The following is a 25,294-nucleotide window of genomic DNA, read 5'->3' as shown; positions in this document are numbered from 1 at the left end:
ACGGAACTCGACGGCCGTAAAGCCTCAAGCCGAGACCATCACACGGAGCGCGGCTTGTCCACGGGGAGTCCGGAGAGCCGGATCGTGGGTTCGCTCGCGTCGACAGGAACTTGACGGCCGTAAAGTCCCTGCCCCAACCAGGATGCCGACAGACTCCTGGCGGCCGCCCGACGTCGAGGTCTTGCCGTGCAGGCCGACCTACCAGGGCAGCGGTAGACGGCCCTCGAGCCGGACGAGCGGATTCGCGATGAACCCGGCCAGGAGCGAACCGATCCACGCCACGGTCCACAACGCGTCGGCCCACCGCCCCACCTGCGGCCCGAACCTCCAGCGCACCTCGCGGATCCTGACCTGGAAATGCAGCGCACCGACGGAGACGGCCAGAGCCACACCCGCACACACATAGGCCCAACCCGGCATGTCCGGCATCCACAACACGACTTCGCCGGCGACCCACACGCACACGGACGCAACCAGCAGCACCCAGTACCCGATCGTCCGGGGCCATCCGTTCAACTCGTGCCCGTACGGGATCGGGTCGCCGGGGAACGAGGACCGGAACGTCTCCTCGCGAACGGGCCGCTCGGAGGGTGTTGCACGGGAGGCATCACCCCACTCCCGCTCCGGATCGACGGGTTCGTCGCCCCACGAGAACGTTGCCTCGCGCCGAAAGGCCGCCCCGGGAGCGTGTGTCGGCGCGAGCAGGTCGGCGTACTCGCGCGCCTCCAGACGCAGCGCCGCGATCCGGGCGGCCGCATCGTCCTGGGCGACGAGACGGGACTCGCGTTCGTCGATCGCGGCCTGCTCGGCCCGGCGGAGGAGGCCGAGCAGGCCCTGGTGGGTCTTCTCGGCCTGCTCGAGGTCGGCGCGGGCGGCGTCGAGGGCTGCGCGCAGGCGGGTGTTCTCCGTCTCGAGCGCGTACAGACGGGTACTCGCGGCCGCTGCCGCGTCCGACCCTTCGCGACCGACGGCACGTAGTTCGTCGGCAAGAACATCGCGGTCGTCTTCGACAGCGGCCAGCCGAATTCTGAACTCGTGTTCCCGCCGGGCGGCCTGGGCGGCCCGGGCGGTGACCTCCGCGTCCATCGCGACGAGTTGCTCGCCGAGGAGATAGGCCTGGTAGCGGTCCGGATGCGAGTCCCGGGTGGCCTCGTGGAAGAGCCTGCGTCCCTCGGCCGTCCGGTTCCGGACATCCTCCCCGGTCGCCCGGTGCAGCGCGGCGCACAGACGCTCGGCAAAGCCCGCCTTGTTCGCGATGCGTTCGCCGCGGAGCATGCGGGACAGCTCGCTTCGCCCGTAGGGCTCGAGCGGAGGATCGTCCTGGGAGAGTGCCCGGTCCAGGGCGGCGAGGGATTCCCACCCGCCGTCGATGCACATCCTGCGGGCCCACAGTACGAAGTCGCGATGATGCGCGGGACAGGCCAAGGGGCCGATCCCGCCGAGCAGACGGCCTTCCTCCGCGGCGTGCGCGTCCATGCAGCTCCCCCAGTCGACGCGGTCCTTCACGACCCATCCTGGCGGATTCCGCGGGATCCGGGGTGTTGCGTCGCGGCAACACCTCGTCGCGCTTCCGGCAACACGAGCGCCGCCGCTTCGCTGGGACCGCCGCAAGGAGCGGCCGCTCGTCCGGGCCCTCGTGCCCCGCGGCGGGCGTGAACCGAAGGGGAGAACTCCATGAACAACGACAAGCCCAGGCGCAGAGGCCCGCAGGACGGGGCCGGGATCGATCGGTTCGTCTTCCTCGCGGTCCTGGCGGCCGGGGTCGTCCTCGTCCTGGTCGGTGGCCTCGCTCCGGACTCCCTGGTCGTCATGGGCGCGGGGGTGGGCGCCATTTACGGTGCCTACACCGGTCGTAGCGGTGGGCCGCCCGCCGTCCGCGACCGGGACAACGACCGGGACCGCCCCGCCGGGTAGCCGCCGGTGAGACGACCGATCGGGGCAGGGCCGAAGCCCGGACACCCGAGGCCGGTGAAGGCCTTGGCCACGTCGGCGCGCCCGAGGAAGGTTTTCGCCGAGGACAGCCCGATCCACGGCTGTACTTCGCCGTGCTCCCGGGCTCGACGAGCTTGACGGCCGGGAAGTTCGAAGCCCCCGGCCGCCGAGGAGTCCCGGTTCGCCCCGAGCCGGGACATCCCGGGTGATGATCGGTTCGAACCCCCGGCCGGTTCTCGAGGCGGCGGCCGCTGCGGGGACTTGACGGCCGTAACGTCCGAAGCCGGGGTTCGCGGATTCGGGCTCCCGCACGCGGGGGGAGAAGGGCCGGGCCGAAGTCTTGTCGTCTCGGTGGAACTTGACGGCCGTAAAGTCCGCTCCCCGGCGGTGGGCCCGTGTCGACACGACCGTTCGCGGTGCCGGCCTGCGGCGCCGGCGTCGATGTTCGGACCCGCCGGGACGGCGTTGGACGGTCGCCGATCCGGAAGGGCGGAGTCGCAAGGACGAGAGCAGGAGGAAGTCGAGCCCTGTGAAGGTCCACCCCACGCCGGTGGATGCCCCACATGTGTGCCCCCGAGCCCATGGCGGATCCGCCCGGTTTTGCTCCGGAGATGCGGTGGGGGAGCGGAGGCATCCCGGAGCGCCGGTGCGGGTTGCGGTGGCGGCTCGCCCGATTCCGGCCGCGGGGACGTCGACCGGGACCACCCGGCGTTTGGTCCCTCGAAGCGAGGGCGCCCGGGCAACGCGTCTGCCCGTGCGACCCGTTCACTCGGGAATGTCACGGTTTCGGGCTGGGGGAGGGGAACTTGACGGCGGTAAAGACCGGGGGAGTGGAGGGGCCGGTCGTGTGAGATGTTGCGGCGAAAGCCGGGTCGCGTACGTTCACGGCCCAGTTGTCCGGAAAACTGCTCCCTGCCCGAAGTACCGGAACCCACGGGAAGCAAACGGAGCAGATGGCAAGCGTCTAGGTCGTATCGCTCGACCCCCCCAGGCATCGAGTGTCTGGTGGGCGAACCGCATCACCAGCCTGCCCTTCGATTTTTCGCAGGAGCACGAGACCCCGGAGAACCTCGAAGCTCTCAGGGGGACCGGCGCGAAGGTCCACGTCATCGCGAACCAGAAGGGTGGCGTCGGCAAGACCACGACGACCCTGAACCTGGGGCCGTGTGCGCGGCCGTCCTGGGGGAGAGCGACAAGGGCCTTCAGCACGTCTTCATCGACATCCCGGGCAGCCTGCAGGACGAGGAACTCCTCAAGAAAGCCCTCGAGGTCGCGCACGACGTGATCGTGCCGCTCCCTCCCGAGGCGCTCGCGTTCGACCCGACCGCCCGCACCATCGCGAAGGTCATCGAACCGACGGGACTGCCCTACCGCGTCGTCATCAACAGCCGAACAACGCCCGAGCCCGGAAGCGTGGTCAACTTTCGGGTTACCGATGCGGCGCACGGCGGGATGCAGGCTCCGACCGGCACGGATGGTGACCGTGCACCACTGGGCATGGGGCCCGCGGTCGGCCTGTGATCCGCTCGACGCGAGGGCAACATCTCACCAGCCGCTCGATCTTCTACGGGTTCGGCTTGCGCGGTGGTCGGCAGGTCCCTGTATAGAGTTCGTCGAACAGGTCGGCCAGTCTCACGTAGTGATGTCCCCAACCACTGCTGAAAGCGATCTCGTTCAAGTCACCGGTCGGGAGCAGCGAGAATTTCAGCTCTGGCAGCCTGCTGTCGTCGCCGTGTCGCATTCGCTCGGCATGGTCGTGTAGGTCGTCGACGAGTTCCTGTTCGTTGTCGTAGTACGGCTGCCAGTCCACGTCCTGGGGGCCGGACCGAACGATCGCGAGGAGTTCGTCGATGATCTCGACAAGTTGCGGATTCACCAACCCAGTGTGGCCCGGTGCAGCGCCGATCGTGGACCTTGGCCCGAGCCGCTTGCCAGGGGTACGCGGACTTGCGTGACATTCGCAGGGCCTTGGCGCCAGCGCCACACCCGCGTGGACATCTCGGCGGCCTTGAACCGCAATTGCTTCCGCTGGGCCCGCTGTTTCGCGGTCAGGCCGCCCCCGTCGGGATACCGCATGACACGGTAAACACCCACCGCCCCATTGTCACGCCGAACCGAGGGTCTCAGTATCGTTCGCGGCGGCGGGTCGTCAGGGTCACCACGATCAGCATCAACAGGGCGCCTGCGGCGTGTACGAGCGACAACGTCATCCGCTCGTGTACGAAGCCCATTTCGTGCTCGATCCGTTCGTCGGTCGTTCCGAGCCACGGGCAACCCATCGAACGCCACAGCCGGATCATCGGGGCCGGCGCGATCACGGCGGCGGCCACGATCGCGGTCGCCTCCAACGCTGCCGAGCCGATCACGCCGCGCCGCGTTTCCCGCGCCGGACCGCACGGTTCCAGGAAACCAGCACGGCCCACCACCAGGCGAGCACCACCATCAGCACCATGACAAGGACCGACCTCATCGCCACGCCGGTGGCGCCGTGTCCCACCGGCACGTGCTGGTCGGTCAGCCGCAAGGCCGCTTGGCCGGTTCGTCGATGCGGGACGCCAGGTCGGCACGCCAGTCCCGGTACACGAAGTACATGAACACGTCCGTGACGACCATCGCCGCCGACGCCACGCCCGCCGCGATCCGCACACCTCGCCGCCACCTCGATCCGCCCGGCGGTGTCGAGGGAGGGGGCGCCCAAGCCGTTCCATTCGGCTCGGCGACGAATCGACCGAACATCGCTCGACCCCCCGCTCGAGGATGGTGCGCGTACCCCCAGGATCCTGACATCGGGTCAGGCCGGCCGGCAGGTGCGCCACGTACGCGAACCGTCACGGTCCCGTGATACCGGGATGTCCGTCGAGCCGAGGTCGAAGCAGCGGTGGCGCAAGGTGGTTGCCGGGCCGGGGCGGTAGAGCGCGGCGGGCTTGCCGCGTCCGCGGGTGAGCCGTACGGCATTCGGGACGCGTCCACGGACGCCTGACCCGACTCGTCTTGTCCGTTGGGGTAACACCCGGTCCTGCGGAGGACCTGCGCGGGCAACGAATCCCTTACTGGGGACCCCCGGTAACGGATCCGTTACCTGCGCGGCGTGACGGTCGCCACCGGGTGGTACCGGCACGCCTATGACGTTCACGGTCCCGTCCGAGCCGATACTGGCCGCCCCGGTCGAAGCGCTTCCCCGCGCGGGGGTGTTCGAGCCGAAGTGGGACGGCTTCCGTTCCTGGGTGGTGCGCCCGGCCGGCGGCCCGGCGCGGGTCCTCTCCCGCCGAGGGGTCCACCGGATCCCGCTGTGTCGAATACCGCAGGATCGGGCGCCGCTCCACCCGTTCCGCGTCGCCGTCCTGCTCCGTGTCGTCGTCCGGCCGGGCCCGGCCGCGCTCGCACGGCCCGACGAGAACGGCCCCGACAGTGGTCGGGGCCGTTCCTTTCTCACTCGAACCTCACACCCACCGCATCCCGAGCGCGTCCAACGCCGCGATGCGCTCCGGCGGGAGCTTCGGTCGCCGGGACCTGGTGGTGGTCACCCACACCCCCAAGCCGCACGTCCTCCGACCACCCGTCGAACGCCACCACCGACTCCACATGCCCGCGTGGGACCTCGAGGTTCCCGACGCGTTCCCGGTACGCCGCCGCCGCGCCCGACACGAAGTCGTCGGGTCCACGGCACGTGCATGCCGCGCGGCAATGCGCGGCGGCGGCGATCGTCGTTCAGTTGCGGCGGACGAGGGTGTGGAGGGCGAGCAGGACGGTGACGCCGACGGCGAGGGCGACACCCCAGCGGGCGGGGTCGCGGTAGGCCAGGAGGCAGGCGCCGCCGGCGAGGACGAGCAGGACGATGGCGCGCAGGTCGAACGGCTCGTGCGGCTGGGGGTTGTCGGGGTCGACGGGCATTTCGGGCTCCCGGGGTCCGGGGCCCGCCCTCGGGCGGGCGGTCCGCGCCCCGGTCACCGGACGGTGCGGGGCATGGGACAAGCGTTGGGCCGCCCGCCGTGTGCCCTCCGTGCCCTGGGCGCGGATCGTCCCGGAACAGTCCCGAACCGTCCGCGACCGGGCGGAACGGGAACGGTACTTGGCCTGCGCTCCACCCGCCCCCGGCACCAGACTTGGCGTTATTAGGCCGGACGGACACGAGTGGTCGGGGGGCGATGCCGCACATGGCGATCGAGATGCCGAACGAGGAAGGACTGCCGCCGGGGCCCAGACGCGACCTGGTCGCGGCGTTCCACGAGCTGTACACCGAGGCGGGATGCCCGGGTACCCGCAACCTCGCCAAGGGCATCAACCGGAACAACCGCTTCCCCACGACCGTCAGCCACGAGACCCTCGCCAAACTCCTGCACGGGCGCTCGGTCCCCGCGTGGTCCCGCCTCGACACCGCGGTGCGGTATCTGGTCTCGCTGTCCTTCCGCGAGCCCGACGAGGACGCGACCGTCGCACGCTTCCACGCCCTGTGGCGCGCCGACCTCGCCGCCCCGCCACCGGCGGTTCCCGCCCCGACGGCCCCCACGATCAAGCTCGACCCGGAGGCCGCGCTCACGGCCATGTTCCCCGGACTCACAGCCGTCATAAAGGACCTATTGGACGAGGACGAGGATGATCCGTTCGGGGCCGAGGGGGACATCTACGGGGCACTGACCATGCTCCGCGAGGTGTGGCAGGAGGAGTTCCGCAACATGGAGCAACGCCTGGAGACGGCGTGGGACGAGGTCGCCGTCCTGTGTGCGGCGAGCCGCACACAGGACGATCCCCCACCCGTATCCCCGTTCCCGGGCGACCCGCCACTGTGGTTCTCCGTCACGACGAACCGGCTGGCCTACCTGCGCGACCAGCCCGCCGTTCAGGTCCAAATCGCCCCCGGGCGCTGGCACCGCGCGGTGAAGGACCAACACAACGTGCCCAGCCACGTGCGGCTCATCGTCGACCTCGGTGACGGAAGACTTGCCGCGATGTACAACCTGGACGGCCTCCACTTGGACCCCGCCGCGAACACCGCGACGCAACCCGAGCACTAGGGCCTGTCTGACAAAACGATCATGGTTGTGGTTCGCGGAGCCGCAGGATCAGTGAGGCCAGGACGACACCTGCGGTGTAGCGGGCGGCGAGCTTGTCGTAACGTGTCGCGATCGCCCGGAACTGCTTCAGGCGGGCGAAACACCGCTCCACGACGTTGCGTTCGCGGTACGCCTCCCGGTCGAACGCCGGCGGACGCCCGCCCGCAGGACCCCGACGGCGACGATTCGCCCGCTGATCGGCCCGCTCGGGGATCACCACCCGCACCCCCGCCGCCCGCAACCGGGCACGGATGGCCCGCGAGGAGTACGCCCGATCCGCGATCAGCCGGGTCGGCCGCACCCGCGGCCGACCCGGACCGAGCCGCGGCACGCGAATCCCGGCGAGCAGCGCGTCCAACGCCGGCGCGTCCCCGGCCTGCCCCGGGGTGACCACGATCGACAACGGCAACCCCCGCCCGTCCACCGCGAGATGCAGCTTCGTCGTCAACCCGCCCCGCGAGCGGCCGAGACCCTCGCGGCCCGCATGCGTCGGGCCCGCCGCCGCACGCTCCACGCCGCCCGGTTCGTCCCCGCCCGCAACCCCTTTCCACGCGCCCCGGCCGCGTGTCGGTGCGCGCGGACGACCGTGGAGTCCACCGAAACGGACCAGTCGACCCGACCGACCGCGTCCTCCCGCACCCGCACATGCTCCGGCAGCGCGGCCCACGTCCCGTCCGCCTCCCACCGCACGAACCGCTCGTACACCGTCTGCCAAGGTCCGTACCGCGCCGGAACATCCCGCCACGGGGCACCGGTCCGCAACCGCCACAACACCCCGTCGATCACCTGCCGATGACCACGCCACGGCCGACCACGACCGTCCACCACCGGCAACAACGGCTCGATCCGAACCCATGCCGCATCCGTCAACCCACCCCGAGACACCACAAGATCATTATCAGACAGGCCTTAGGGATCCCGGACTGGTAGGCACCGGTGATCGAGTGGTCGGTGTTCGTGCCGGTGACGCCGAGATGAGGCGTCGCATGTCACCGGGTGTGGTCGCTGGGGGCGTATCGGCTCCAGGGTGACGCCCGCGGGACGCGCTGTCCGCCGTGTGCCGGCTTGCCCGTCGATGGCCCGGGCGACCCGCGCGCGGTGGTGCTGCGGGGGTCGCGATGCCGCACCGACGGAGGGCGATCGCCGCCATCACCAGCGCAGGACGCCGTCGGGGTCGGCGTGGGCGCTCTCGGCGAATTCCGCGAAGAACAGGTTTACCTGAGCCAGGTTGGCTTTCACACGGTGGGTGGCGGCCGGCAGGATCCGGAATGCGCGCGGGGACGCGATGTCGATCGGGTCCGGATCCTCCTCGTCGTACCAGGGGTCAAGGGCGAGCAGTGGATGGTCGTCGCACCACATGGTGTGCCGGTCGGCGACGAACACCACGGATGTGTGCGAGCCACGTCGAGCCGCAGCGAGCACGTCGTCGGGCTCGGCGTCCGCCCAAGCGGGATCGTCGACCAGGAGCACGATCGCCGGGAGGTCGTCGTCCGGGCCCCAGGGTTCCGCCAACTCCGCCGTCACCTCGGCCCACGCCGCGTCGTCGGTGTAGTCGGTCCTGATCACCACGACCGTGTACTCGTGGTGCGATTCGAGTCTGGGCAACACGCCGATCCCCTCCCGGTGTTCGTCGCCCCGACCCTGACACCCGCCACCGACAGCACGCGGCCCTGCTCGACCCGGGCCGAAACCCGTCGCCGCGTGGGGCCGCCGGGGGTGATCCGGTCGCTTGACTGGTAAACACCGGTGATCGAGTGGTCAGTGTTCGTGCGGGTGATGTCGAGATGATGCGTCGGATGTCACCGGGTGTGGTCGCCGGGGGCGTGGTCGCCGCCTGGCCCAGCGTCCACCCAGAGGAGGCGGTGAGATCACCGCATGGTGGACTGCTCCCCAGCGCCGCGCGCTTGAGTCGGAGCGCCGTTTCAGACCCGTGATCGTTATGCCGGAATCCGGCTCACGCACGGTGTCATACCGTCCGCACTCGTTCCGGTCGGTCACATTCCGCTGGCCATACCCACTCTCACGGCTGGGCTGCCGGTTGAGCCATCCGGGGGATTGCTGGGGGAAGATTCCTCGGGCGAGCGCGATTTCGGCCCCGCCATGGGCGCCCATCCCTACACTCGCCGCCATGCGAGGCAGCGTCGGTACGTCGATGACCGTGTGCCGGGTTCCCAAGCGCAAGGCCGATCCCCGACGTAAGGGCAAGTGCCCCACGTGTTACGCGTTCCAGGGCGAGAAGTGTTTCGGGAGCCCGCCGGGCGGAGTGCACCCGGCACGGGTCAAGGCCAACAAGATCGACCCGCGCAAACTTGCCCCGGCCGCAGCGAACGGCCTGTGCAAGGCGAAGACGAACGCGGGCAAGCCGTGCCCTATCGGCGCGCGACGATCGGGCTACTGCCACGTCCACGACCCGGCGACGCAATGTGGGGCGACCCAGCCCGACGGCACGCGTTGCGCGAAGGCCACCGGAGGCGGACGTTGCCCCCGGCACAACGCCGAGGCTGCCCCCGCTCCGAAACCCCGGCGCCGACGCCCGGCGGCGAAAACCACGTCGAACGAGAGTCCCAAGCGCTCGTAGCTTCTCGCTCCACGGAAGATTGCCACCCCCACCGACAAACGTCGCGCCGACGGTGGCGGATCTCATTGCCGGACACGGATGCGTTCATGTCGATGACCGTGGCCTCGACCCTGGCCGTTCGCCGTCGACCTCGACCTTGATCTTGCCGTGGTTGAAAGGGGACCTGGCCTCGATCAGCCCGTACCTGACCGACTACATCATGCGGTTCGGCACCTACGCCACCACGGAACTCACCGTGCCCCCGGACGCGTTCGACCCGCATCTGGATGTCGAGTTCGACGCGGAAGAGGAAGTACCGGCCGCCGCCTGAGAGCTACTCCAACGGCAACATCGGTGTCAGCCGGTGGCTCTGAGCCTTTCAAGGAGTTCGGCTACACCGGTCGCGTCCGCGTGCGGGCTGAAGGCCGGTTCGAGGTCTCGCACCATGGTCACACACCGGGGCGCGTCGATCCGACTGGCGAGGTCGAGGGAACGGGTAGCGGTCGCCACGGCGATCTCGGGTTCGCCGTCCCGGAGGCTGACCCTGTATCAACAAGCGGCCGCGACGTGCCCGGGGCTGTCGTGGACCGTGCTGGCCGCGATCGGCAAGGTCGAAACCGACCACGGCCGCAGCCCGTTGCCCGGCGTCACCTCCGGCACCAACGGCTCCGGCGCCATGGGACCCATGCAGTTCATCGCCTCCACCTGGGCCGTGTACAACCCTCCCGGCACCAAACCCGGCGCGACCCCCAACGTGTACGACCCCGCCGACGCCATCCCGGCCGCCGCCCGCATGCTCTGCGCCGAGGGCGCCCGCGACAGCCGCAACCTGCGCGGCGCGATCTTCGCCTACAACCACGCCGACTGGTACGTGAACCAAGTCCTCGCCCAAGCCGCGAAATACGCCGCACCCTCGACCGCGGCCGGCGGCGCGCCGCCGAACGAGGCGGTCGCGAAGGCCATCGCGTTCGCCCGCACCACCCTCGGCACCCCGTATGTGTGGGGCGGGGACGGCCCGGCCGAGGGCGGCTACGACTGCTCCGGCCTGACCAGGGCCGCCTACGCCGCAGCCGGCATCACCCTGGAGCGCGTCGCCCAGGACCAGTACTACTCGACGCCACGCCTTCCACCCGGCACCCCGATCCAGCCCGGCGACCTGGTCTTCTTCGGCACCGCGTCCAACATCCACCACGTCGGACTCGCCGTCGACGCCACCCGCATGATCGAGGCGCCCCGCCCGGGCGTCCCCGTCCGCCTGGGCCCGATCCGCTACCCCGGCAACGACTTCTTCGGCGTCACCCGACCCACGGCGGCGCGATGACCACCCACCTTCACCACACCCCGGCAACCCCCGACGCCGTCGAAGCCGAGATCGCCCGGCTGCGCACCCTGCTGCGGCGCCTGACCGCCGCACTGGTCGGAGTGGCGGCCCTCGCGCTGGTGTTCACCGCCGTCAACGTGACCACTTTCGCCCGCGACCACGGCGTCTCGACGTCGATCGCCTGGCTGCTGGACCCCATGCTCGCGCTGGCGCTGGCCACCGGCCTGCTCACCGACTCCCGCCTGGCCGACCACCACGTGCGGCCGCCTGCGTGGGGGAGCGTGCTGCGCTGGTACGCGGGCATCGCCACCCTGACCGTCAACACCTGGACCGCCTGGTGGCCGACCGGCCGCGTCGGCGTCCCCCGCGACGCCGACGCCGCCGCAGTGGTCCTGCACTCCATCCCCCCGATCCTGCTGATGCTCCTGGCCGAGGCCGTCGCCGCCTACCGCCGCCGCATCACCGAACTCATCACCCACCTGCGGAATCAGCTCCTCCAACCCCCACCGACAACGCACCCGAACCCGACACCGGCACTCCCGCACCACGCCCATGTGCCGAAACCCGCACCGCCTCCACCACCGGGCCCCGCCACGGTCGTCGCTCCCCAACAGGACGAGGTCCCCGACCCGCCCCCGGACGGCCCGGACGGCTGGGATGCCGCAGGACTCCGGGCCGGAACACGGCGCGGTGCCGGCGGCCGTAGCCGCGGCGGGCGTTGCGTGCCGGGTGATGCGTCGCACTGTGCCCCCAGGGTTGATGTTCCCTGGTAGACCGGCGGCACGGTCGGGAGGTTGTACGCCGGGACCGAACTCGGCCCGCCGATCGGGAGGTCCGCAGGCATGCGGTGGGCGGCGCTGGGGAAGCGCGGGCGGACAAACGAGTTGGCCAAAAGGTTGCCGAGGTTTCGAGCCGAACATTGCGTGATCCAGGCTCAAAAGATCATGTTCCAGCGGATTGTTCAGACAGTTGAATTCCTATGCGCGGCTGACCCGAGCCGCCAGAGGAGGAAATCATGAGAATCCGCGTGAAAGCAGTCGTTTCGCTAGCGGTCGTTGCGATGGCTGCATTTGGCCTCGCGCCGACCGCGCAGGCGGCCGAACCGAGTCCACCCCCCGTCACCCCGAGTAGCGCTGCTGCCGATGCGCTCTTCAGCACAGGACCGGTACCGCCGGAGATACTTGCTAAACGGCAGCAGTCGGCCAGTTCTACCGTAAATCTTTGTTATTCGTCTGAAACTCGCAATGTGGGCATGAACCGTTTTCTGTGCAGCCCGGCAGAGTCGGGCTTCACGGGAACCACGGGACTGGGCGAGCCGCTTGAATCGGTGGAGTTCATCTTCATGGCGCCAACGGTCATGCAGGCTCAAGTCAGGGTTCACTTCGCCGGGATGGGCTGGGGCAGTTGGAAGACGGTTGTGAGTAACTACACGATCAGGTTCGGGGCACCCGGTACGGCTGGACCGGCAATCGAGGCGATTAACTTCCGGTCGACCAACGGCACGTTCGAGGGCGCGGGTCACATCATGAACAACCCGAACTGGGTGGGCACGGGAGTGCTGTCGGACATCACAATCGGCACCACGGGCGAGGCTAGGTGGCTCGAAGCGTTCTGGGTTGTGCCGCACTACTAAAATCCGCGACAACCCCGGGCCGCTTGGCTCGGGGGTGTATCCGGGCATGCCGGAATCACAAGCTGTGGATAACTTCGATTAGGTGAGATCGTGATCGCGTGCATCGCAACTGATCAGGCGGCGCCGGGTGTCAGTTCGGCCCGCATCCGGTCCTGCTCGGCCGTGGTGAGGTGTGGTGCACGCCGTCCGCGTTCGGCGTCGTCGACCAGGGCCGGCCCGTCCTGCTGCATCGGTGCGTCGAGGGCCTGCCCGAGCGCTGCAAGGTCGTTCCACCGCCACATCGGCCGGCCCTGGACCCAGGTGGTGCACGGCGCCTCGCATACGTCGATGCGACCGGTGCACTCGACATGCGGGCCGAGAGCGTGTGCCGCGTGTACGACCAGCGCGGACCGGCACCAGGGACACGGTTGGAGCAGGGTGAGCGGGCGGTCGTCGCCGAGGCCGAGCACGGCGACGACCCGGCGGGCGACGGACGAAGCGTCGCATCAACCCATCGGACCTGGTCGCCGCCGAGCCAGTCTCGGTAGATCGCGAGGTCTCGGCAGGCCGCCGGCACGGTGAGCGGGTTGCCGGTGGGCCGGCTGTACATGGTCAGGCCGAGGGCGGCGCGGGCCTCGGACTCGACGTAGGGCAGGGCTTGTTCGGCGACGCGCGCGACCTGGACGGCGGACAGGTCGGCGGCGGCCGGGGAGGCGCCGCGGCCGAGGGTCGACCGTTCGGCGCGCTCGATCCGGTCCCGCTCGGCTATCGCGTCGGCGAGGTGCCGCCCGATGTGGCTGGCCCGCGGTCGCCGGGTGCCGGGCGTCGATGCTGCGCGCAGGTCAGCCCAGTGCTCGGCGATGACGTCGGCCGGCGGCGTGTCAATGTCGATATCGGTGCTCTTCACTGGTTGCTCCTGCGGTCGTACGGTGTGGGCGCCTGGGGCCTCGGCCCGCCCGGACAGGCGGTCGGGTTCGGGCTCGGGCACCGGGGGCGGTGCGGGTCCGGGGCAGTGGTGTTCGCCGACGATCGGGTGGTCGCGGTTGGCCATGGGCTTCATGTCGGGCGGGCCGTCGGCGTGTCAGGGGGTGTCGTGCGCGTGCTCCAGTGCGTACATCAGGTCGTCAACGTCCTTGCCTTCGCCGTCGTTTGCAGCGCGGATCCACTCGGCGACGACCGCGCGTTCGGGCGCGAGCGCGGTCTCTGCGGCGTCGGCTCGTTCCCGATCGCCACGCAGCACGGTGATTTCGGCCAAGGACGTGGGTGTCGAGGATGCGGCCAATTGCGGCGGCGCGCTCGGCCGCTGGCCAGAGCATGACGCCGTCGGAACAACTCGGGTTCGTCGTCGCATGGGACCGGGCAGGGCACGACGCGGACCTTGTTTGTGCGGGGGTCGCGGTCGTCGAGCCAGGCCGGGCGGCGCGTCGTCGGGCACCGCCCGGGGCTGGCAGAACGGCATGACAGCAGAACAGCAACTTGCGTTTCGGTCGTTCGTCACTCCCGCGTATGCGCATGTGCGCGCGGGGGTCGTCATGTACACATCTGCTGTTCTGCTGTCAATCTTTGAGGTGATGCCGCGCTGCTTGAGCTCGCGCCCGAACGGGCTTGGGGCAATGGGCGTTTCGCCCTCGGCGTGGCACCAGCGTTCGTAGGAGGCGCGCAGAACCTTGGTCTCGGTGCGGACGTGGTCGCCACCACCGAAGTGGCAGCACTCGCCGAGGAACCGCCCCAGGGCGTCCTCCTCGGCCGCGTATACGCGTGTTGCGGCCATGACGGACTCGGGCTCGGCGAGGCCGCCGCCGGGGCGGAACACGGCGCTGGCGCCGGCCACGATCCACGCCAGGATGCCGGGGCCTTCCTCGGCGACGAGGATTGTGGACAGGTTCTCGATTGCCTGCCCGGGTGGCACGGTGCGGGTGAAGGGAACAAGTCGGAGCCGGCGCCAGAACGAGTCGCCACCGGCACGTACCTGGGGCTGGTGGTTGCCCATGAGCCACAGGTGGTGGGTCGGCGTGAACGTGAAATGGTCCTGCCGCATGAACCTCGCGGTGAGCGTGTCGCCGCCCGTCAAGAGCTTCATCCGGGCCCCGGGCCTCGTCGAAACGGGCGTCCTGGTTGACCTCGGAGCACACGACCAAGCGGTGCCCCTGAAGTCGGGCGAGTTCGGTTTCGTGCTTCCTCTACCTGGCCGCGTGGCGCCTGGACCAACACACCCGTACCGAGACCGGACGCCCCGCGTCCATCCGCCTGATCCGCCTGATCCGCCGCACCCTGCGCCTGAAACAGGACCGCGCCGTCCACCTGCGCGCCTGGCTCAACGACCACCCGCCGACACCCCCGTCGACGCCCGCCCGGAGCGGTGACCTGCGAGGGTAACGGCGCGTGTTACTCGGGGTAACACGCGTTACCCGCGCCTCTGCCGTCGTGTGCCACGCGGTTCACAGCCGACAACAGCGAAACGACATGGGATGTCGGTGGCGATGACACGAGACGTGTCACCAGGCAGGTGCGCAGTTGTCGTCGAGACCGTGCCCGGCGGCGATCGGCGATCGCGCACCTCGACCGCGTCATGCCGTCGCGAACACCATGGCTGCGGTGGTCAGAACCATTCGAGCGCTGCCGCTGCTCCGGCCTCTCGGGCGATGGTGCTGATCACGTCCGAGTTGAACTCCGGGTCGCGGTGTGTACTCGGTGTGGAGGGCTCGGGGATGCCCGGCCAGCACGTGGCGGCGCCAGGGGTGGCGAACACGATGGCCGAGCGTAGGTCGCCGCAGATCCACAGCGCACCGAGTCCGTCGGTGGTCGAAGGCCATACGTCGTCCGGAATGACCGTGAGGTAGCGGCGAACCGCTCGGCCGTCGGGGCCCAGAAGCAGCACACGCCGCACAGGTCGACCGAACTCATAGGGGCCGGAGGACCTGGGCGCGGCGCGGACTGGTGCCGTGGACGTCCTCCATCCGGCAGGGCCAGACCTGCCAGGGATGCCTCTCGATCGCGTCTTCCTGCGCGCGACGGGAACGCAGCCAGTGCGCTCCGGTCTCGAGAAGGATTCCCGCAGGCAACGCGATCACCACCGTCAAGGCCCATGAGCCGATCATGACGGCGGGCCGGGAATCCGCGACATTCCATCGATCCGCCGGCATCTCCCATGGCGAATCCGGAGACGGGTCACGGCGGACAACACCCGCCCGGACTCGGCCGCGACGAAATGCTTGGCGGGGAAGGCGACTTGACTCTGCGGGCAGGGCAGAGCGTCCATGGAGCCAAGCCCGGGACACCGCGTAGGCCACGCGCCGGGCCACCCCGGCCGGGGGCCCATCCGCACCGTCGAGACAGGGACCCCACCATGCCCGAGAACACCCGCACGTCCGCCGCCGAACGCCTGCGCACGGCCCTCGCCGACACCGCCCCCGAGGGCGGGTTCACCGCACCGGGCCTGTCCGAGGCCACCGGCCTGGGCCGCTCCACCGTCACCAAGCTCCTGGCCGAACTGGAGGCCCGGGGCGCGGTACGCCGCGAAACCACCCCGCGCGTCGACGGTAAGCCGCAGCCCACCCGCTGGCACACCACGCCCGCGCCCACCGCCGACCCGGACCCGGACGCGACCGCCGACACGAACAGCACCGTCGCCGACGCCGCTGTCGACCCCGCACCCGAGGCGACCGAGGCCAACGACGCGACGCAGATGCGGGATGCGCACGACGACGCGGCCCCGGGCACACGGACGCCCGCGCCCGAGGACGGCGAACCCGCACAGGACGGCGAACCCACGGCGACGAAGGAGGACACCACCGCCCCGGCCGCGCCCGCACCCGGCGAGGCCGTACACGACACCGCGTCGGCGTGTGGTCTCGGTTGAAGGTGGCCAGGCGGTGTCGTCGTGCCCGCCACCGGCCGGTGGGATACAGCTCGTGGTCGTACCAGCGGGTGACGATCGCCTGTGCCCACGTGTAGGCGGTGTTCGCGTTCGGCCGGCGCAGGAGCCTTCGGTGTTCCCGGTGTGTGTGGGCGAGTTCGGGCACACCCCGGGTGTCCAGGAGCCGCGGCCGGGGTCCGCCGGTGCTCCAACACGCGTGCCGCGGGCACCACACGCGGTGGGCGGGCAGGTACGCCCGTGCCCGCGCGGTGGCGCCGCGGGTGTGGCGCAGGGTGCACCACGGGCACGCCCACGAGGGTTGTTCGTACGGGTCGGGCCGGTGCCACGCGGCGATGCCGGCCCCGGTCGCCCCGACAGTTGTCCCGACGGTGTCCGGTGTTCGGGCCGGGTTCCGGTTCCGTGGCCGTTCGAGGTGGGGGAGTGCTCGCGCGAGGTGGTGGCGGGGGACTCGGGTGAAGACGGGGAGTCGGTGCCACGCGGCGTCGTCGAGGTGGATCTCGGTCGTGTCGCAGTCGTCGGCGCCCCGCGCGCCCGTGGTGGTGATGCCGATGCCGTCCGGCAACTCGGGCACGCTCTGCCGATACGTCGCCGCGACGCGGCCGACCCAGGAGGCGGTGGACTCGTGGGGCAGGGGCGCGACACGGAACGCGCCCGCTCGTGTGCCGGTCCGATCCCGTGGCGCGGGTTCGGCGGCCGGGCCCCGCGGGTCCTTGTCGTCGTGTCGCGCGAGTCCTCCCGACCTCGACCCCGACTTCGACCCCGGGGCCGACTCCGGGACCGCCTTGGTCGCCTTCACGTGTCGTGTCGGCGTGTGCGGCCGCCGGTGCGGACGCGTCCGCCGGCTCGGGGCCGGTAGTGGTCTTCGGCGGTGTGGTCCAAGACGATGGCGTCGAGGCCGCCTTTGGTGATTTTCTCGGTGCCGTCGAGGATCGCTGCGATCGCGGCCTGGCGCACGAGGCGGGCGAGGCTGCCGATGCGTCCGCCGGTGCGGGCGTGGAGATACGACGCCGCGCGGGGCAGTGTCCCCGCCCGGTGTGCCCGCAGGTCCAGACACGCCTCCATGGCCGCGACCAGGTCACGGAACGGCGTCCGCCCGCCCCCGTCGGCGAGGGGGACCGGCCCGCAGTCGACGACCGTGGCGCGCCCGGCGAGTTGCGCCCCCCCGCACACCACTGAACAAAGCGGTCGCCGTGACGTCGATGCCCGCGTACACGAACGTCGCGCCGATGCGTTCGGTGAGGTCTTTCAACAGGTCGACGGCTTCCGCCCCCGTCGTGGTGCGCGGGTTGAGGCGGTGGATCTCGTCGATCGCGACCAGCCTCACCCCCGCCTCGCGATAGGTGTGGCACACGGCGTCGACGATCTGCGCCTGGGTCGTCCTCGCGGTCACCGGAACCCCGAGGAAGCGGGCGAACTCGCCGGCCAAGGCCTTCGCGCTTGCTCCGGGTGGGACCAGGATGTACGCCACCGGCACCCACCCCTCCACCCCCCCCGGCCGCGTCGGGCGGCCTCGGCGAGGTGGCACGCCCGACCCACCTGCAGCAGCGCGGTGGTCCTGCCCGTGGTCGGCGGCCCGCCGGCGATCACACACGGCCGGGCGCCGGTGTCCCGGTGGCGACCGAGGATCATCAGGGTGCGCACCGTCCGCGAGATCGCGTCGATGGTCGGGGTGCGCACGACCGCGAACCGCGAGTGATACGCCAGCCGTTCCTCCATCCCGCGCTCGGCCGCGCCCGCTTCGGGCGGTGTGACGGGCGGCCGGTCGACGAAGTCCCGGAAGCCGTCCTACGTCGCCGGCGACGGCCGGCGCCCGTCCGCCGCCTCCGTGCCGGTCACCACAGTTCGGCCTCGGCGTGCGCGTCGTACAACCCGAACCCGCCACCGCCCCCTCCGCCGGACACCCCACCCGACCCCGCCTCGGAGTCGGAGTCCGTGTCCTCGCCGAAGAACTCGTCGCCGTCGTCGAGGTCGAGGTCATCCGGACTCTCCACACCAACACCAACACCAACACCAACACCAACACCAACACCGGCGCCGGCGCCGGTACCGTCGGCTGCCGCCGCGCCCGGTGCCCGCCCCGGGAAGGCGAATCCCGTGACACTCGCCGAGTTCGCGGCCCGCCCGTCGTGCCCGCTTCCCGCCTGCCCCACGACGCGGCGCGCTCCGGGAACCGCCCGACCCGCCGCCGTGCCCTTGCGTTCACTGCTCTCGCCGCGGGCGGGCCCCGCGGCGGGGCGGACCTCGCGCAGGAGCGCCGCGAGGGCCTCTGCGAGGTCGGCTTCGTGCCGCTCACGGTCCCCGCGTCGTTCGACGCTCTCCCTCACGTGTCTCCACGCGTGGACGTCGAACGGGGCGTTCACGTGGTCGCGGTGGATCCACGGCACCTCGGCGAACTCCCCGCCGGGCAAACGGATCCACACCTGGCGGCCGTCGTGGGGGTTGTGGTGGACCTCCCACTTCCCCTGCCGCGCGACCACTCCCGAGGATCGTCCCCGACACGCCCCCAGGACCGGATGGTCGTAGGTGCGGTGGTCGATACGGATCCCGCGGTCGGTGACCCGATGCCACCGCACCGGCAGCAACTCCACATAATCCCGCCCCGTGAGCGGCACCGGCACATACCCGCACGCCCCCACCAACGCGCCCCACATCTCGTTCGGCGTCAGCGCCGCCCCGGGCGTCATCGGGTGTCGCAGTCCCTCGTGGGGCCGGCTCTGCCACCCGCAGACGATCCATTCGTCGAGCAACTCCTGCAACTGCGGCACCGTCCAACACGCCTCGTCCTCCACACCGTGCCCGCGCACGGTCGTGTTCGAGCCCGTGTACCCGGCCACGTACTGACAGAACAGCGTGTTGATCGCGCCGAACGTCCGCTCCACCGCTCCTTTCGCCGCGGGCCTGCGCGGCGGAGCGGGCTGCACGCTCACCCCCAACGTCTCGCACGCCGCCACAAACGCCTCCGACACGAACACCCGGCCCCGGTCGACCACGATCGTCTCCGGCACGATCACCGGCCTCGCCGCCGCGCCCTCCAACCGCCCATCGATCGCCGCCAGTCGTTCGTAGGGCACGCTCGCCCGCGACAGCTCCAACGCCTCGGGCCAGTGCGGGCGCGTCGGATGCGGCACGGCCATTTCCGCGAGCAGCGAGGCGGCGTCGACCGCCTTGGTACCGGCCGGCCGCAGCACCGCCGCCACGATGTTCCGCGTTGCCACGTCCACCGCGATCGTCAACTCCGGCCGCCCCAACCGGCCGTCGTCCAGGGCGGCCATCACGTCCAGGCGGGTGGTGTCGTCCTGGACCTGCTCACCCGGCCGCGACGCGCCCACGGGAGCGAACGGCGGCGTCGTCGCGCTCGCGGTCCGCGCCGGCCGCCCCGGCAACTCCGCCGGATCGGCCAGAGCGTTCACCAACCGATAGAACGTCGCCCGCGACGGCAAGGCCACCACGCCCGGCCCGTGCGCCCGGTCCAGGATCTCCCCGGCCAACCGCCGCAACCCCTCCACCGTCCCCTTCGACCGCCCCCGCTGCCGCCGCAACGCCTCCAACACGGCCACCACCATCGGCTCGTCGCTGCGCCCGGTCGCACTCGCGCCGCGCGTGGTGCGCTTGTCGACCAGCTCCCACAATCCCTGCCGCCGATAGCGGCCGCGCATCCGCTGTACCGTCGCCACACTCACCGCCCACCCCGACGCCCGCATCTCCTCGGCCTTGGCCCGCTCCCGCTCCGCCATGGACCGACCCGGGCCGTACTGCGCACGCGCCACCCCCACACCGCCCGGGCCGTCCGGCAACCCGCACTCGATCTCGTGGATGTGCCGCTGCCACGCGAGCACCCGCTCGCGCTCTCGCAACGGCACCGCCTCGAACAACCCCCACCGCGGCACCCCCGCCACGGGCGCCGCGCCCACCAGCGCGAAGTCCGGGGCCGCGCACAGGTACCCGACCAGCATCGACGCGACCACACCCCGCTCGTCCACCAGCCGCACCACCGGACCCTCCAGAGCGACGACCTGCTGCGCGTCGCGATTGAGGATTCCCTTCCGGGACCGTCCCAGGGTCGTCGCGGCGTTCGCGGATCGTACGGCGAGGGATTCCGACGAGGGCTGGGGGACCGGTGGCGATGGCGAACGGGTACTCGCGGGGCGCGGTGGTGGAGGCGGTCGTGGTCCGTCACCGCCCCTTCGGAATGATGGTCGAGATGCCGAACGGCGAGGTCGGCCTGCTGGAACCGGAGTACGCGGAGCCGGCGTGGCGGGACACGGACGGCTGGTATCCGGCCGGGACTCGTCTTCGGGTCGTGGTTCTGGGCTACACCACACCCGGCCCCGGCGAGTTCCGACCCGCGCAACTGCGCCTGGCCTCCGATCCGAACATCGTCGACGCCGTCGAGAACCCGTGGACGCACGCGGGGGAGGTCGACGTGCTCGCGACCGACCCTGGTCGGCGGGCCATGGCGTGGTTGAGGCGAATCGGGGTCGCGGGCGTGGCGGTTCCTGTGGTGCCTTTCGGTTTCCCGTCGGGTTTTCCTTACGACTTTCGGGTCGGGTTGTTGATCGGGCGTCGGGCTTGTCGATGGCGCTGTGGGGCGTTGTGCCGGCTGGTGGGTTGGTGGCGGCGGATCCGGGCGTGAGGGCCGCAGGAGGGCGTCCGGGTGGCCTGTCGGGGGTGCCTGGTGGTTGTCGTGGCGTGTGAATGGTCGGTGTCATGGCGGTGGTTGGTCGTCGGCGACGGTAATCGACGGAGTGCGTGTACCGGTGGTTCGGATCCCTGTATCGCCGGCTGACGTGAGGTGACCGATCGGCTGCCGCAGGGTGATGAACGAGGCGTGAGACCGGTGTCGGCAGGCTGACCATGCACACCGACCACCCACACCGATCGCGGCCGTAGTAGGTTATCGGTCGACCACTAACATAGGAGTGAGCATGACACGCACGGAAGACGACGCCCGCCGCGCCGTTGCCCAGCACGCCGTGGCCGAGCACCTGCGCCTCACCGCCGCGGGAGACACCGAGGAGTGGGTGAAGCTGTTCGCCCCGGACGCGGTACTCGAGTTTCCGTACGCCCCGGACGGCGTGCCGAAGCAGGTCATCGGGCGAGACGCCCTGCTCGCCCACATGCGCGGCTTCCCCGAGACCTTCGACGTCAGGTTCGTCGACCTCGTGTTCCACGACACGGTCGATCCGAGTCTCGTGGTCGCGGAATTCCGCTCGACGGGCACGGCGCTGCCCACCGGCAAGCCGTACGAGCAGACCTGCATCTCGGTCGTCCGCACCGACGACGACGCACGCATCACCCACTACCTGGACTACTGGAACCCCCTGGTCGCGATCGAGGCCCTCACACCCTCCGAGGTGCCGGCCGCCTCCGACCGCAGCGTCACGTTTGGCGCCTGACCCCAGGCCATGTTGGACTGACGCCCATGCCTGCCGCCGGTACCAGCACCAAGAGCGACGAACGACGCCGGGCCATCATGGCCGCCGCGGTCGACTGCTTCGCGCAAAAGGGGTTCTACGGGACGACGACGCACGAGATCGCCGAGTGGGCCGGCGTCTCCCAGCCGTACCTGTATCGCCTGTACCCCAACAAGGAAGCCCTGTTCGCGGCGGTGGTCGACCACGTGTCGGTCGTCATGACCGACACGCTGGTCGCCCACGCCCCGGCATCAGGTGGGGCCGGGCCGGAGCCGGAGGAGGCGCTGGGCGCCGCGCGTGACGCCTACGCCGCGCTCGTCGCGGACCGGAGCATCCTGCGTTTCCTCATGCACGCGAACTGCGCCGCCGGCGAGCCGCTCGTGGGGCAGGCCGTACGCCGGTGCTACGCCAAACAGGTCGCCACCGTTCGACAGCTCCTGGGCGACGACGACGCCGTGCGGCACTGGTTCGGCGCCGGAATGCTCGACAACGTGGTCGCCGTGCTGGGCCTGGCCGACATCGACGAGCCGTGGGCGCACGTCCTCACCGCACGATGACCCGTCACCGGCAGTTCGGCGCCGACGGCCCCGGGTTCCGCGTGCCGGACGCCGGCCGCAGTCACGGCGCGTACTGGTTGCTCCGTCCCGGCTGTTTTGAAAGTTCTTGTCGTTTGATCGTGTGTTGACCGTTGGGCTTGCAGGATCCGGGATTTTGGATCTTGGCTGCGTGGCCTGGGTTTTGCTGTCTTGCTCGGCTTTGTCGGGTCTGTGGGCTGTGGTTTTGCAGGATCTGGGACGGATGGTCGGTTCCGTTGGGAAAACCCGTGGACGGGGTGCTCCGGCGAGGAGGTGTCCCTCCGGTCCCGGAACGCGGCCGCTGCGGGGGTGTGGGTCCACCGGTCCGCCGCGCCGCCCCTGCCGCCGACGTCGCCGACTGCTCCTCCCGCTCGCCGACGTCGCCGACTGCTCCTCCCGCTCGCCGACGTCGCCGACTGCTCCTCCCGCTCGCCGACGTCGACTTCCACACCCACACCCGACAGCGCCGCCCGCTGCGCCGGTGTCAGGTTCGCGCCGCTGAGTCGTTGCCGGTCCAGCCGGGTTCCGACGTCTTCGCCGCCGACGGTGTGCCCAGGCGCCGGGTCGTCGACGCAGGCGCCGGCCTGACCATGCAGGCGTACGGCGGTGAGCATGCGTTGCTGGGGAGGGTACGAACGCTGTCACCGCCTGGCGCCGGGGTGGTGCGGGCGATGCCCGGTGCAGGCCCGTGTCCTGGCGCGGGAAGGCGGGCTGGAATGGCGGGCGTTGCGGTGTTCCTGGCCCGCGTGCGGCCCCTGCCGCCGACGCCGGGGGCGATGTGGGCGGATCCGGCCTCGGGCCGCGGCACGCTCGACCTGTACGCGTGGCCCGACGAGCGGACGGCGATCCCGGCGACGTGGCAGGAGGTTCGCCGCACCCCCGGCGTCCGTATCGGCTGGGCGTGGCACGACGACGACGGCCAGGCGTTCTGGCTGACCCGCGACAATCCCGCCGCCGCGACGGCGGTCGTACACGGAAGGCGGCCGGGCACCGGTACACGCCACGCCCTGTACGAAACGCCGGAAGGCCCCCGGCCGGCCGGGGTCGTCTGTCACGGACCGTGCGACCACGACGCACACCACCTTCGGCACCTGGCCGCCGACCTTGCCGTGTCCCCGTCGGGACCCGCCACGGTGGTTCCCGAGCGGCTGCCCGGCCTGCGCGGTGTCACCCTCGCGTACGAGGACGGCCGCGGCGTGCTGCGCCGCAACGACCGTGTCACCACCGTCTCGTGGGGTGTGCCGTTGCGTCGGTCCGCCGCGGCCGCGCTGGTGGCGCACGCCGTCCGCCTGGCCGCAGCCGCGTGAGCCGGCGGTGTCCCGGGCGTGCTATGCCCCGGTGCCCCCGACCCGGGCCCGCAGGCCACTGCCCGGTGAAAGCCCACCCGCGCGTGCCCGGGCGCGTGTCCTGCCCGAGCCGGGCGGTGTGGGTGGTCGGCCGACCGTGCCCTCCGGCTGTCGTGTTTTCCTGTTGTGATGCGGGCGAGTAGCGAATGCGTTGGCCGCCCGCCATGCCCGTTCGGGGGGTCTACCCGCCGTTCGGTTGGGGTCGCACGATTCCCGTCGACGATTTCCCGTGCCCCCTACCATGCGCATGTCATCGGAGGGTCCTGGGGCGCGGGCGGTTCGGGGGAGGGTCCGCCGCAGCCGACGAAGCAGCCCGAAGTGCACGATGAGCAATCGTTCGCGTCGGAGAGAGGACGCTCGCGACGCCGTCGCACCGCCGTTGCGATCGCGGGGTCGAGATCACGTGTCTCCCGAAGCACCACCTCGTCGCAGTGGTCCCGAAGCATCTTGACCCAGGGCCGAAGGCGGGGCGGCCACGTTTCGACGAGCAGCGCCGTCGTGACCATGGCGGCGGGGACGGGGATCAGCACGATCAACAGCACCGACCGGACGGCGTGGGCCGTGTCCCACGACAGCAACCATGTCAGGTAGGCGATGACTCCCGCCGACCAGGGGAAGATCACCGATTGCATGCCGTCCCGCAGGGGGGTACGCCGCGTCGGCGTGTCGGTTGCGAAGTACGTCTCGACCGGCCGGGGCGCGTGGGTTCGCTCGGCGGCGCGATAGGCGTCGTCCTCGCGGAGTTCGTACAGGCCGATGCCGTCGGGTCGCCTTCGCACCGCGGCGAGGGCGGCCGCCAGGAGGGGGTCCTCCGGCATCGGGGATTCGGCCCCCGACGTCGCGAAGGTGATCAGGCCCTCCCGGGACACGTGCACCCGATCCTGGTGATGGAGCCGGCCGAGTACGATCTCGTCGACGGTCGACCAGCTCGGGACCGAGGCGTAGTGCACCGCTTCGTACACGCCCGGTCCTGCGGCGATCAGGCGCTCGACCACCGCCTTTTCGGCGAGGTTTCGCGCTCTCCGGGCCCGCAGCAGACGCACGGACGGCACGAGTGCGATCGCCGTCAATCCTCCGAGCACCACGATGGACACGCCCCAGACGCCCATCAACGCCTCCCGAACACACGTCACAACCAGTGCGCGCAACGGCCTTTCAAGAGTGCATCCGATAGACCGCCGCGTCGAGGGAAACGACGATGTGAGGTTCGGTGGGGGTGTCGGTGGGTTGTTCGGTTTCGTGTGTCATCGGGTGTCGGGGTGTTCTCTGCTGGTCAGAGGGGTTTTTCGTGGCTGATCATGGTGACATTTTCCCGAATATGCGGTGACAGGAAGCCGTATCGACCGGTGTCGGGTTTCCCGTACCTCCTTCCCGGGCGCGCTCCATCCCCGGTGCGGTCGGTCCTTGGTGCGTTCGAGCGGTGGGTGGCCCTTGCGACTACGCGTTCGGCTTCGGCTGATCTGTCGGCTGTCTCCAGCGTGTGCCGAGCGTGGTCAGTACCTGTTTTCGAACTGGAGGCCGTGCAACACGTTGATGGCGTGCTTGTTGAAGGGGTGGCACCCGAAATACCCCCTTCGCGCAGCCGGCGGTGTGACCCACACGTTGAAGC

General features: G+C 70.6%; 26 protein-coding genes. 12 read left to right on the top strand and 14 right to left on the bottom strand.

Translation table 11 applies throughout. The annotated features are described in order from the left end of the window. Nucleotides 1-198: 198 nt before the first annotated feature. Nucleotides 199-1,506, bottom strand: coding sequence for a hypothetical protein (locus ACFZBU_RS47305; protein WP_391590032.1), 1,308 nt, complete (start codon nt 1,504-1,506; stop codon nt 199-201). A 168-nt stretch (nt 1,507-1,674) separates the two neighbouring features. Between ACFZBU_RS47305 and ACFZBU_RS47300 the strand changes: the two genes are divergently transcribed. Next, complete coding sequence (locus ACFZBU_RS47300; protein ID WP_391590031.1) at nt 1,675-1,914, top strand: hypothetical protein; 240 nt, start codon at nt 1,675-1,677, stop codon at nt 1,912-1,914. Between the two features lie 1,182 nt (nt 1,915-3,096). Further along, entirely contained in the window at nt 3,097-3,453 is a 357-nt protein-coding gene (locus tag ACFZBU_RS47295; RefSeq protein ID WP_391590030.1) for a hypothetical protein, read from the top strand. Between the two features lie 43 nt (nt 3,454-3,496). Here ACFZBU_RS47295 and ACFZBU_RS47290 read toward each other — a convergent pair whose 3' ends face one another. The 4 genes from ACFZBU_RS47290 to ACFZBU_RS47275 form a co-directional block, all read right to left on the bottom strand. Further along, a complete protein-coding gene (locus tag ACFZBU_RS47290) occupies nt 3,497-3,808 on the bottom strand; it encodes a hypothetical protein (RefSeq protein WP_391590029.1) in 312 nt (103 codons plus the stop codon). Nucleotides 3,809-4,055: 247 nt separating this feature from the next. Beyond that, a complete protein-coding gene (locus tag ACFZBU_RS47285; RefSeq protein ID WP_391590028.1) occupies nt 4,056-4,298 on the bottom strand; it encodes a hypothetical protein in 243 nt (80 codons plus the stop codon). Nucleotides 4,299-4,446: 148 nt separating this feature from the next. Beyond that, nucleotides 4,447-4,578: a hypothetical protein gene (locus ACFZBU_RS47280; RefSeq protein ID WP_391590027.1), complete on the bottom strand. Its 132-nt coding sequence runs from the start codon at nt 4,576-4,578 to the stop codon at nt 4,447-4,449. Nucleotides 4,579-5,640: 1,062 nt separating this feature from the next. Continuing rightward, on the bottom strand, nt 5,641-5,823 hold the full coding sequence (locus tag ACFZBU_RS47275) for a hypothetical protein (protein WP_391590026.1): 183 nt from the start codon (nt 5,821-5,823) through the stop codon (nt 5,641-5,643). A 263-nt stretch (nt 5,824-6,086) separates the two neighbouring features. On the opposite strand from ACFZBU_RS47275, the gene ACFZBU_RS47270 reads away from it, so the two are divergent. Then, nucleotides 6,087-6,944 carry a hypothetical protein gene (locus ACFZBU_RS47270; protein ID WP_391590025.1) on the top strand — a complete coding sequence of 286 codons (858 nt, stop codon included), beginning with the start codon at nt 6,087-6,089 and terminating at the stop codon, nt 6,942-6,944. A 19-nt stretch (nt 6,945-6,963) separates the two neighbouring features. Here ACFZBU_RS47270 and ACFZBU_RS47265 read toward each other — a convergent pair. Beyond that, nucleotides 6,964-7,868 (bottom strand): IS5 family transposase gene (locus tag ACFZBU_RS47265; RefSeq protein WP_391590049.1). Its coding sequence is split into 2 segments (ribosomal slippage): nt 6,964-7,532 and nt 7,532-7,868, totalling 906 coding nucleotides; the frame shifts between segments, so codons are not numbered across the junction. Between the two features lie 264 nt (nt 7,869-8,132). Beyond that, nucleotides 8,133-8,591, bottom strand: a complete 459-nt coding sequence (locus ACFZBU_RS47260; protein ID WP_391590024.1) for a DUF6924 domain-containing protein — start codon at nt 8,589-8,591, stop codon at nt 8,133-8,135. 1,121 nt (nt 8,592-9,712) lie between these two features. On the opposite strand from ACFZBU_RS47260, the gene ACFZBU_RS47255 reads away from it, so the two are divergent. The 4 genes from ACFZBU_RS47255 to ACFZBU_RS47240 all read left to right on the top strand — a co-directional run bounded on the left by ACFZBU_RS47255 (nt 9,713) and on the right by ACFZBU_RS47240 (nt 12,494). Then, a complete protein-coding gene (locus ACFZBU_RS47255; protein ID WP_391590023.1) occupies nt 9,713-9,871 on the top strand; it encodes a hypothetical protein in 159 nt (52 codons plus the stop codon). A gap of 114 nt (nt 9,872-9,985) precedes the next feature. Beyond that, a complete protein-coding gene (locus ACFZBU_RS47250; RefSeq protein WP_391590022.1) occupies nt 9,986-10,861 on the top strand; it encodes an NlpC/P60 family protein in 876 nt (291 codons plus the stop codon). Then, nucleotides 10,858-11,634: a hypothetical protein gene (locus tag ACFZBU_RS47245; RefSeq protein WP_391590021.1), complete on the top strand. Its 777-nt coding sequence runs from the start codon at nt 10,858-10,860 to the stop codon at nt 11,632-11,634. The genes ACFZBU_RS47250 and ACFZBU_RS47245 overlap by 4 nt, the downstream gene beginning before the upstream one ends. Before the next feature lie 242 nt (nt 11,635-11,876). Next, entirely contained in the window at nt 11,877-12,494 is a 618-nt protein-coding gene (locus ACFZBU_RS47240; protein WP_391590020.1) for a hypothetical protein, read from the top strand. A 113-nt stretch (nt 12,495-12,607) separates the two neighbouring features. On the opposite strand, the gene ACFZBU_RS47235 is transcribed toward ACFZBU_RS47240, so the two are convergent. From ACFZBU_RS47235 to ACFZBU_RS47225, 3 genes are all read right to left on the bottom strand, one after another. Further along, entirely contained in the window at nt 12,608-12,943 is a 336-nt protein-coding gene (locus ACFZBU_RS47235) for a hypothetical protein (protein WP_391590019.1), read from the bottom strand. A 611-nt stretch (nt 12,944-13,554) separates the two neighbouring features. Further along, a complete protein-coding gene (locus tag ACFZBU_RS47230; RefSeq protein WP_391590018.1) occupies nt 13,555-14,553 on the bottom strand; it encodes a phage/plasmid primase, P4 family in 999 nt (332 codons plus the stop codon). A 519-nt stretch (nt 14,554-15,072) separates the two neighbouring features. Then, nucleotides 15,073-15,360, bottom strand: a complete 288-nt coding sequence (locus tag ACFZBU_RS47225) for a hypothetical protein (RefSeq protein WP_391590017.1) — start codon at nt 15,358-15,360, stop codon at nt 15,073-15,075. 459 nt (nt 15,361-15,819) lie between these two features. On the opposite strand from ACFZBU_RS47225, the gene ACFZBU_RS47220 reads away from it, so the two are divergent. Further along, nucleotides 15,820-16,332 (top strand): MarR family transcriptional regulator, encoded by a 513-nt coding sequence (locus ACFZBU_RS47220; RefSeq protein WP_391590016.1) that lies wholly within the window; start codon nt 15,820-15,822, stop codon nt 16,330-16,332. An 810-nt stretch (nt 16,333-17,142) separates the two neighbouring features. Here ACFZBU_RS47220 and ACFZBU_RS47215 read toward each other — a convergent pair. From ACFZBU_RS47215 to ACFZBU_RS47205, 3 genes are all read right to left on the bottom strand, one after another. After that, on the bottom strand, nt 17,143-17,412 hold the full coding sequence (locus ACFZBU_RS47215; protein WP_391590015.1) for a hypothetical protein: 270 nt from the start codon (nt 17,410-17,412) through the stop codon (nt 17,143-17,145). Between the two features lie 13 nt (nt 17,413-17,425). Further along, nucleotides 17,426-17,824, bottom strand: a complete 399-nt coding sequence (locus ACFZBU_RS47210) for a TniB family NTP-binding protein (protein ID WP_391590014.1) — start codon at nt 17,822-17,824, stop codon at nt 17,426-17,428. A gap of 358 nt (nt 17,825-18,182) precedes the next feature. Beyond that, nucleotides 18,183-20,342 (bottom strand): transposase, encoded by a 2,160-nt coding sequence (locus ACFZBU_RS47205; protein WP_391590013.1) that lies wholly within the window; start codon nt 20,340-20,342, stop codon nt 18,183-18,185. 131 nt (nt 20,343-20,473) lie between these two features. Here ACFZBU_RS47205 and ACFZBU_RS47200 point away from each other — a divergent pair, with 131 nt between their 5' ends. The 4 genes from ACFZBU_RS47200 to ACFZBU_RS47185 all read left to right on the top strand — a co-directional run bounded on the left by ACFZBU_RS47200 (nt 20,474) and on the right by ACFZBU_RS47185 (nt 23,646). Then, nucleotides 20,474-20,983 carry a hypothetical protein gene (locus tag ACFZBU_RS47200; RefSeq protein ID WP_391590012.1) on the top strand — a complete coding sequence of 170 codons (510 nt, stop codon included), beginning with the start codon at nt 20,474-20,476 and terminating at the stop codon, nt 20,981-20,983. A gap of 292 nt (nt 20,984-21,275) precedes the next feature. Beyond that, entirely contained in the window at nt 21,276-21,746 is a 471-nt protein-coding gene (locus tag ACFZBU_RS47195; protein WP_391590011.1) for a nuclear transport factor 2 family protein, read from the top strand. Nucleotides 21,747-21,772: 26 nt separating this feature from the next. Further along, on the top strand, nt 21,773-22,321 hold the full coding sequence (locus ACFZBU_RS47190; protein WP_391590010.1) for a TetR/AcrR family transcriptional regulator: 549 nt from the start codon (nt 21,773-21,775) through the stop codon (nt 22,319-22,321). Nucleotides 22,322-23,055: 734 nt separating this feature from the next. Then, nucleotides 23,056-23,646, top strand: a complete 591-nt coding sequence (locus ACFZBU_RS47185) for a hypothetical protein (RefSeq protein WP_391590009.1) — start codon at nt 23,056-23,058, stop codon at nt 23,644-23,646. 275 nt (nt 23,647-23,921) lie between these two features. Here the strand turns inward: ACFZBU_RS47185 and ACFZBU_RS47180 are convergent, their stop codons facing one another. Next, nucleotides 23,922-24,794 (bottom strand): hypothetical protein, encoded by an 873-nt coding sequence (locus ACFZBU_RS47180; RefSeq protein ID WP_391590008.1) that lies wholly within the window; start codon nt 24,792-24,794, stop codon nt 23,922-23,924. Nucleotides 24,795-25,294: the final 500 nt, after the last annotated feature.

Source organism: Embleya sp. NPDC008237, from assembly GCF_042956465.1.
In the GTDB taxonomy this organism is placed as follows: domain Bacteria; phylum Actinomycetota; class Actinomycetes; order Streptomycetales; family Streptomycetaceae; genus Embleya.
This window is presented reverse-complemented; position numbering and strand designations above follow the sequence as displayed.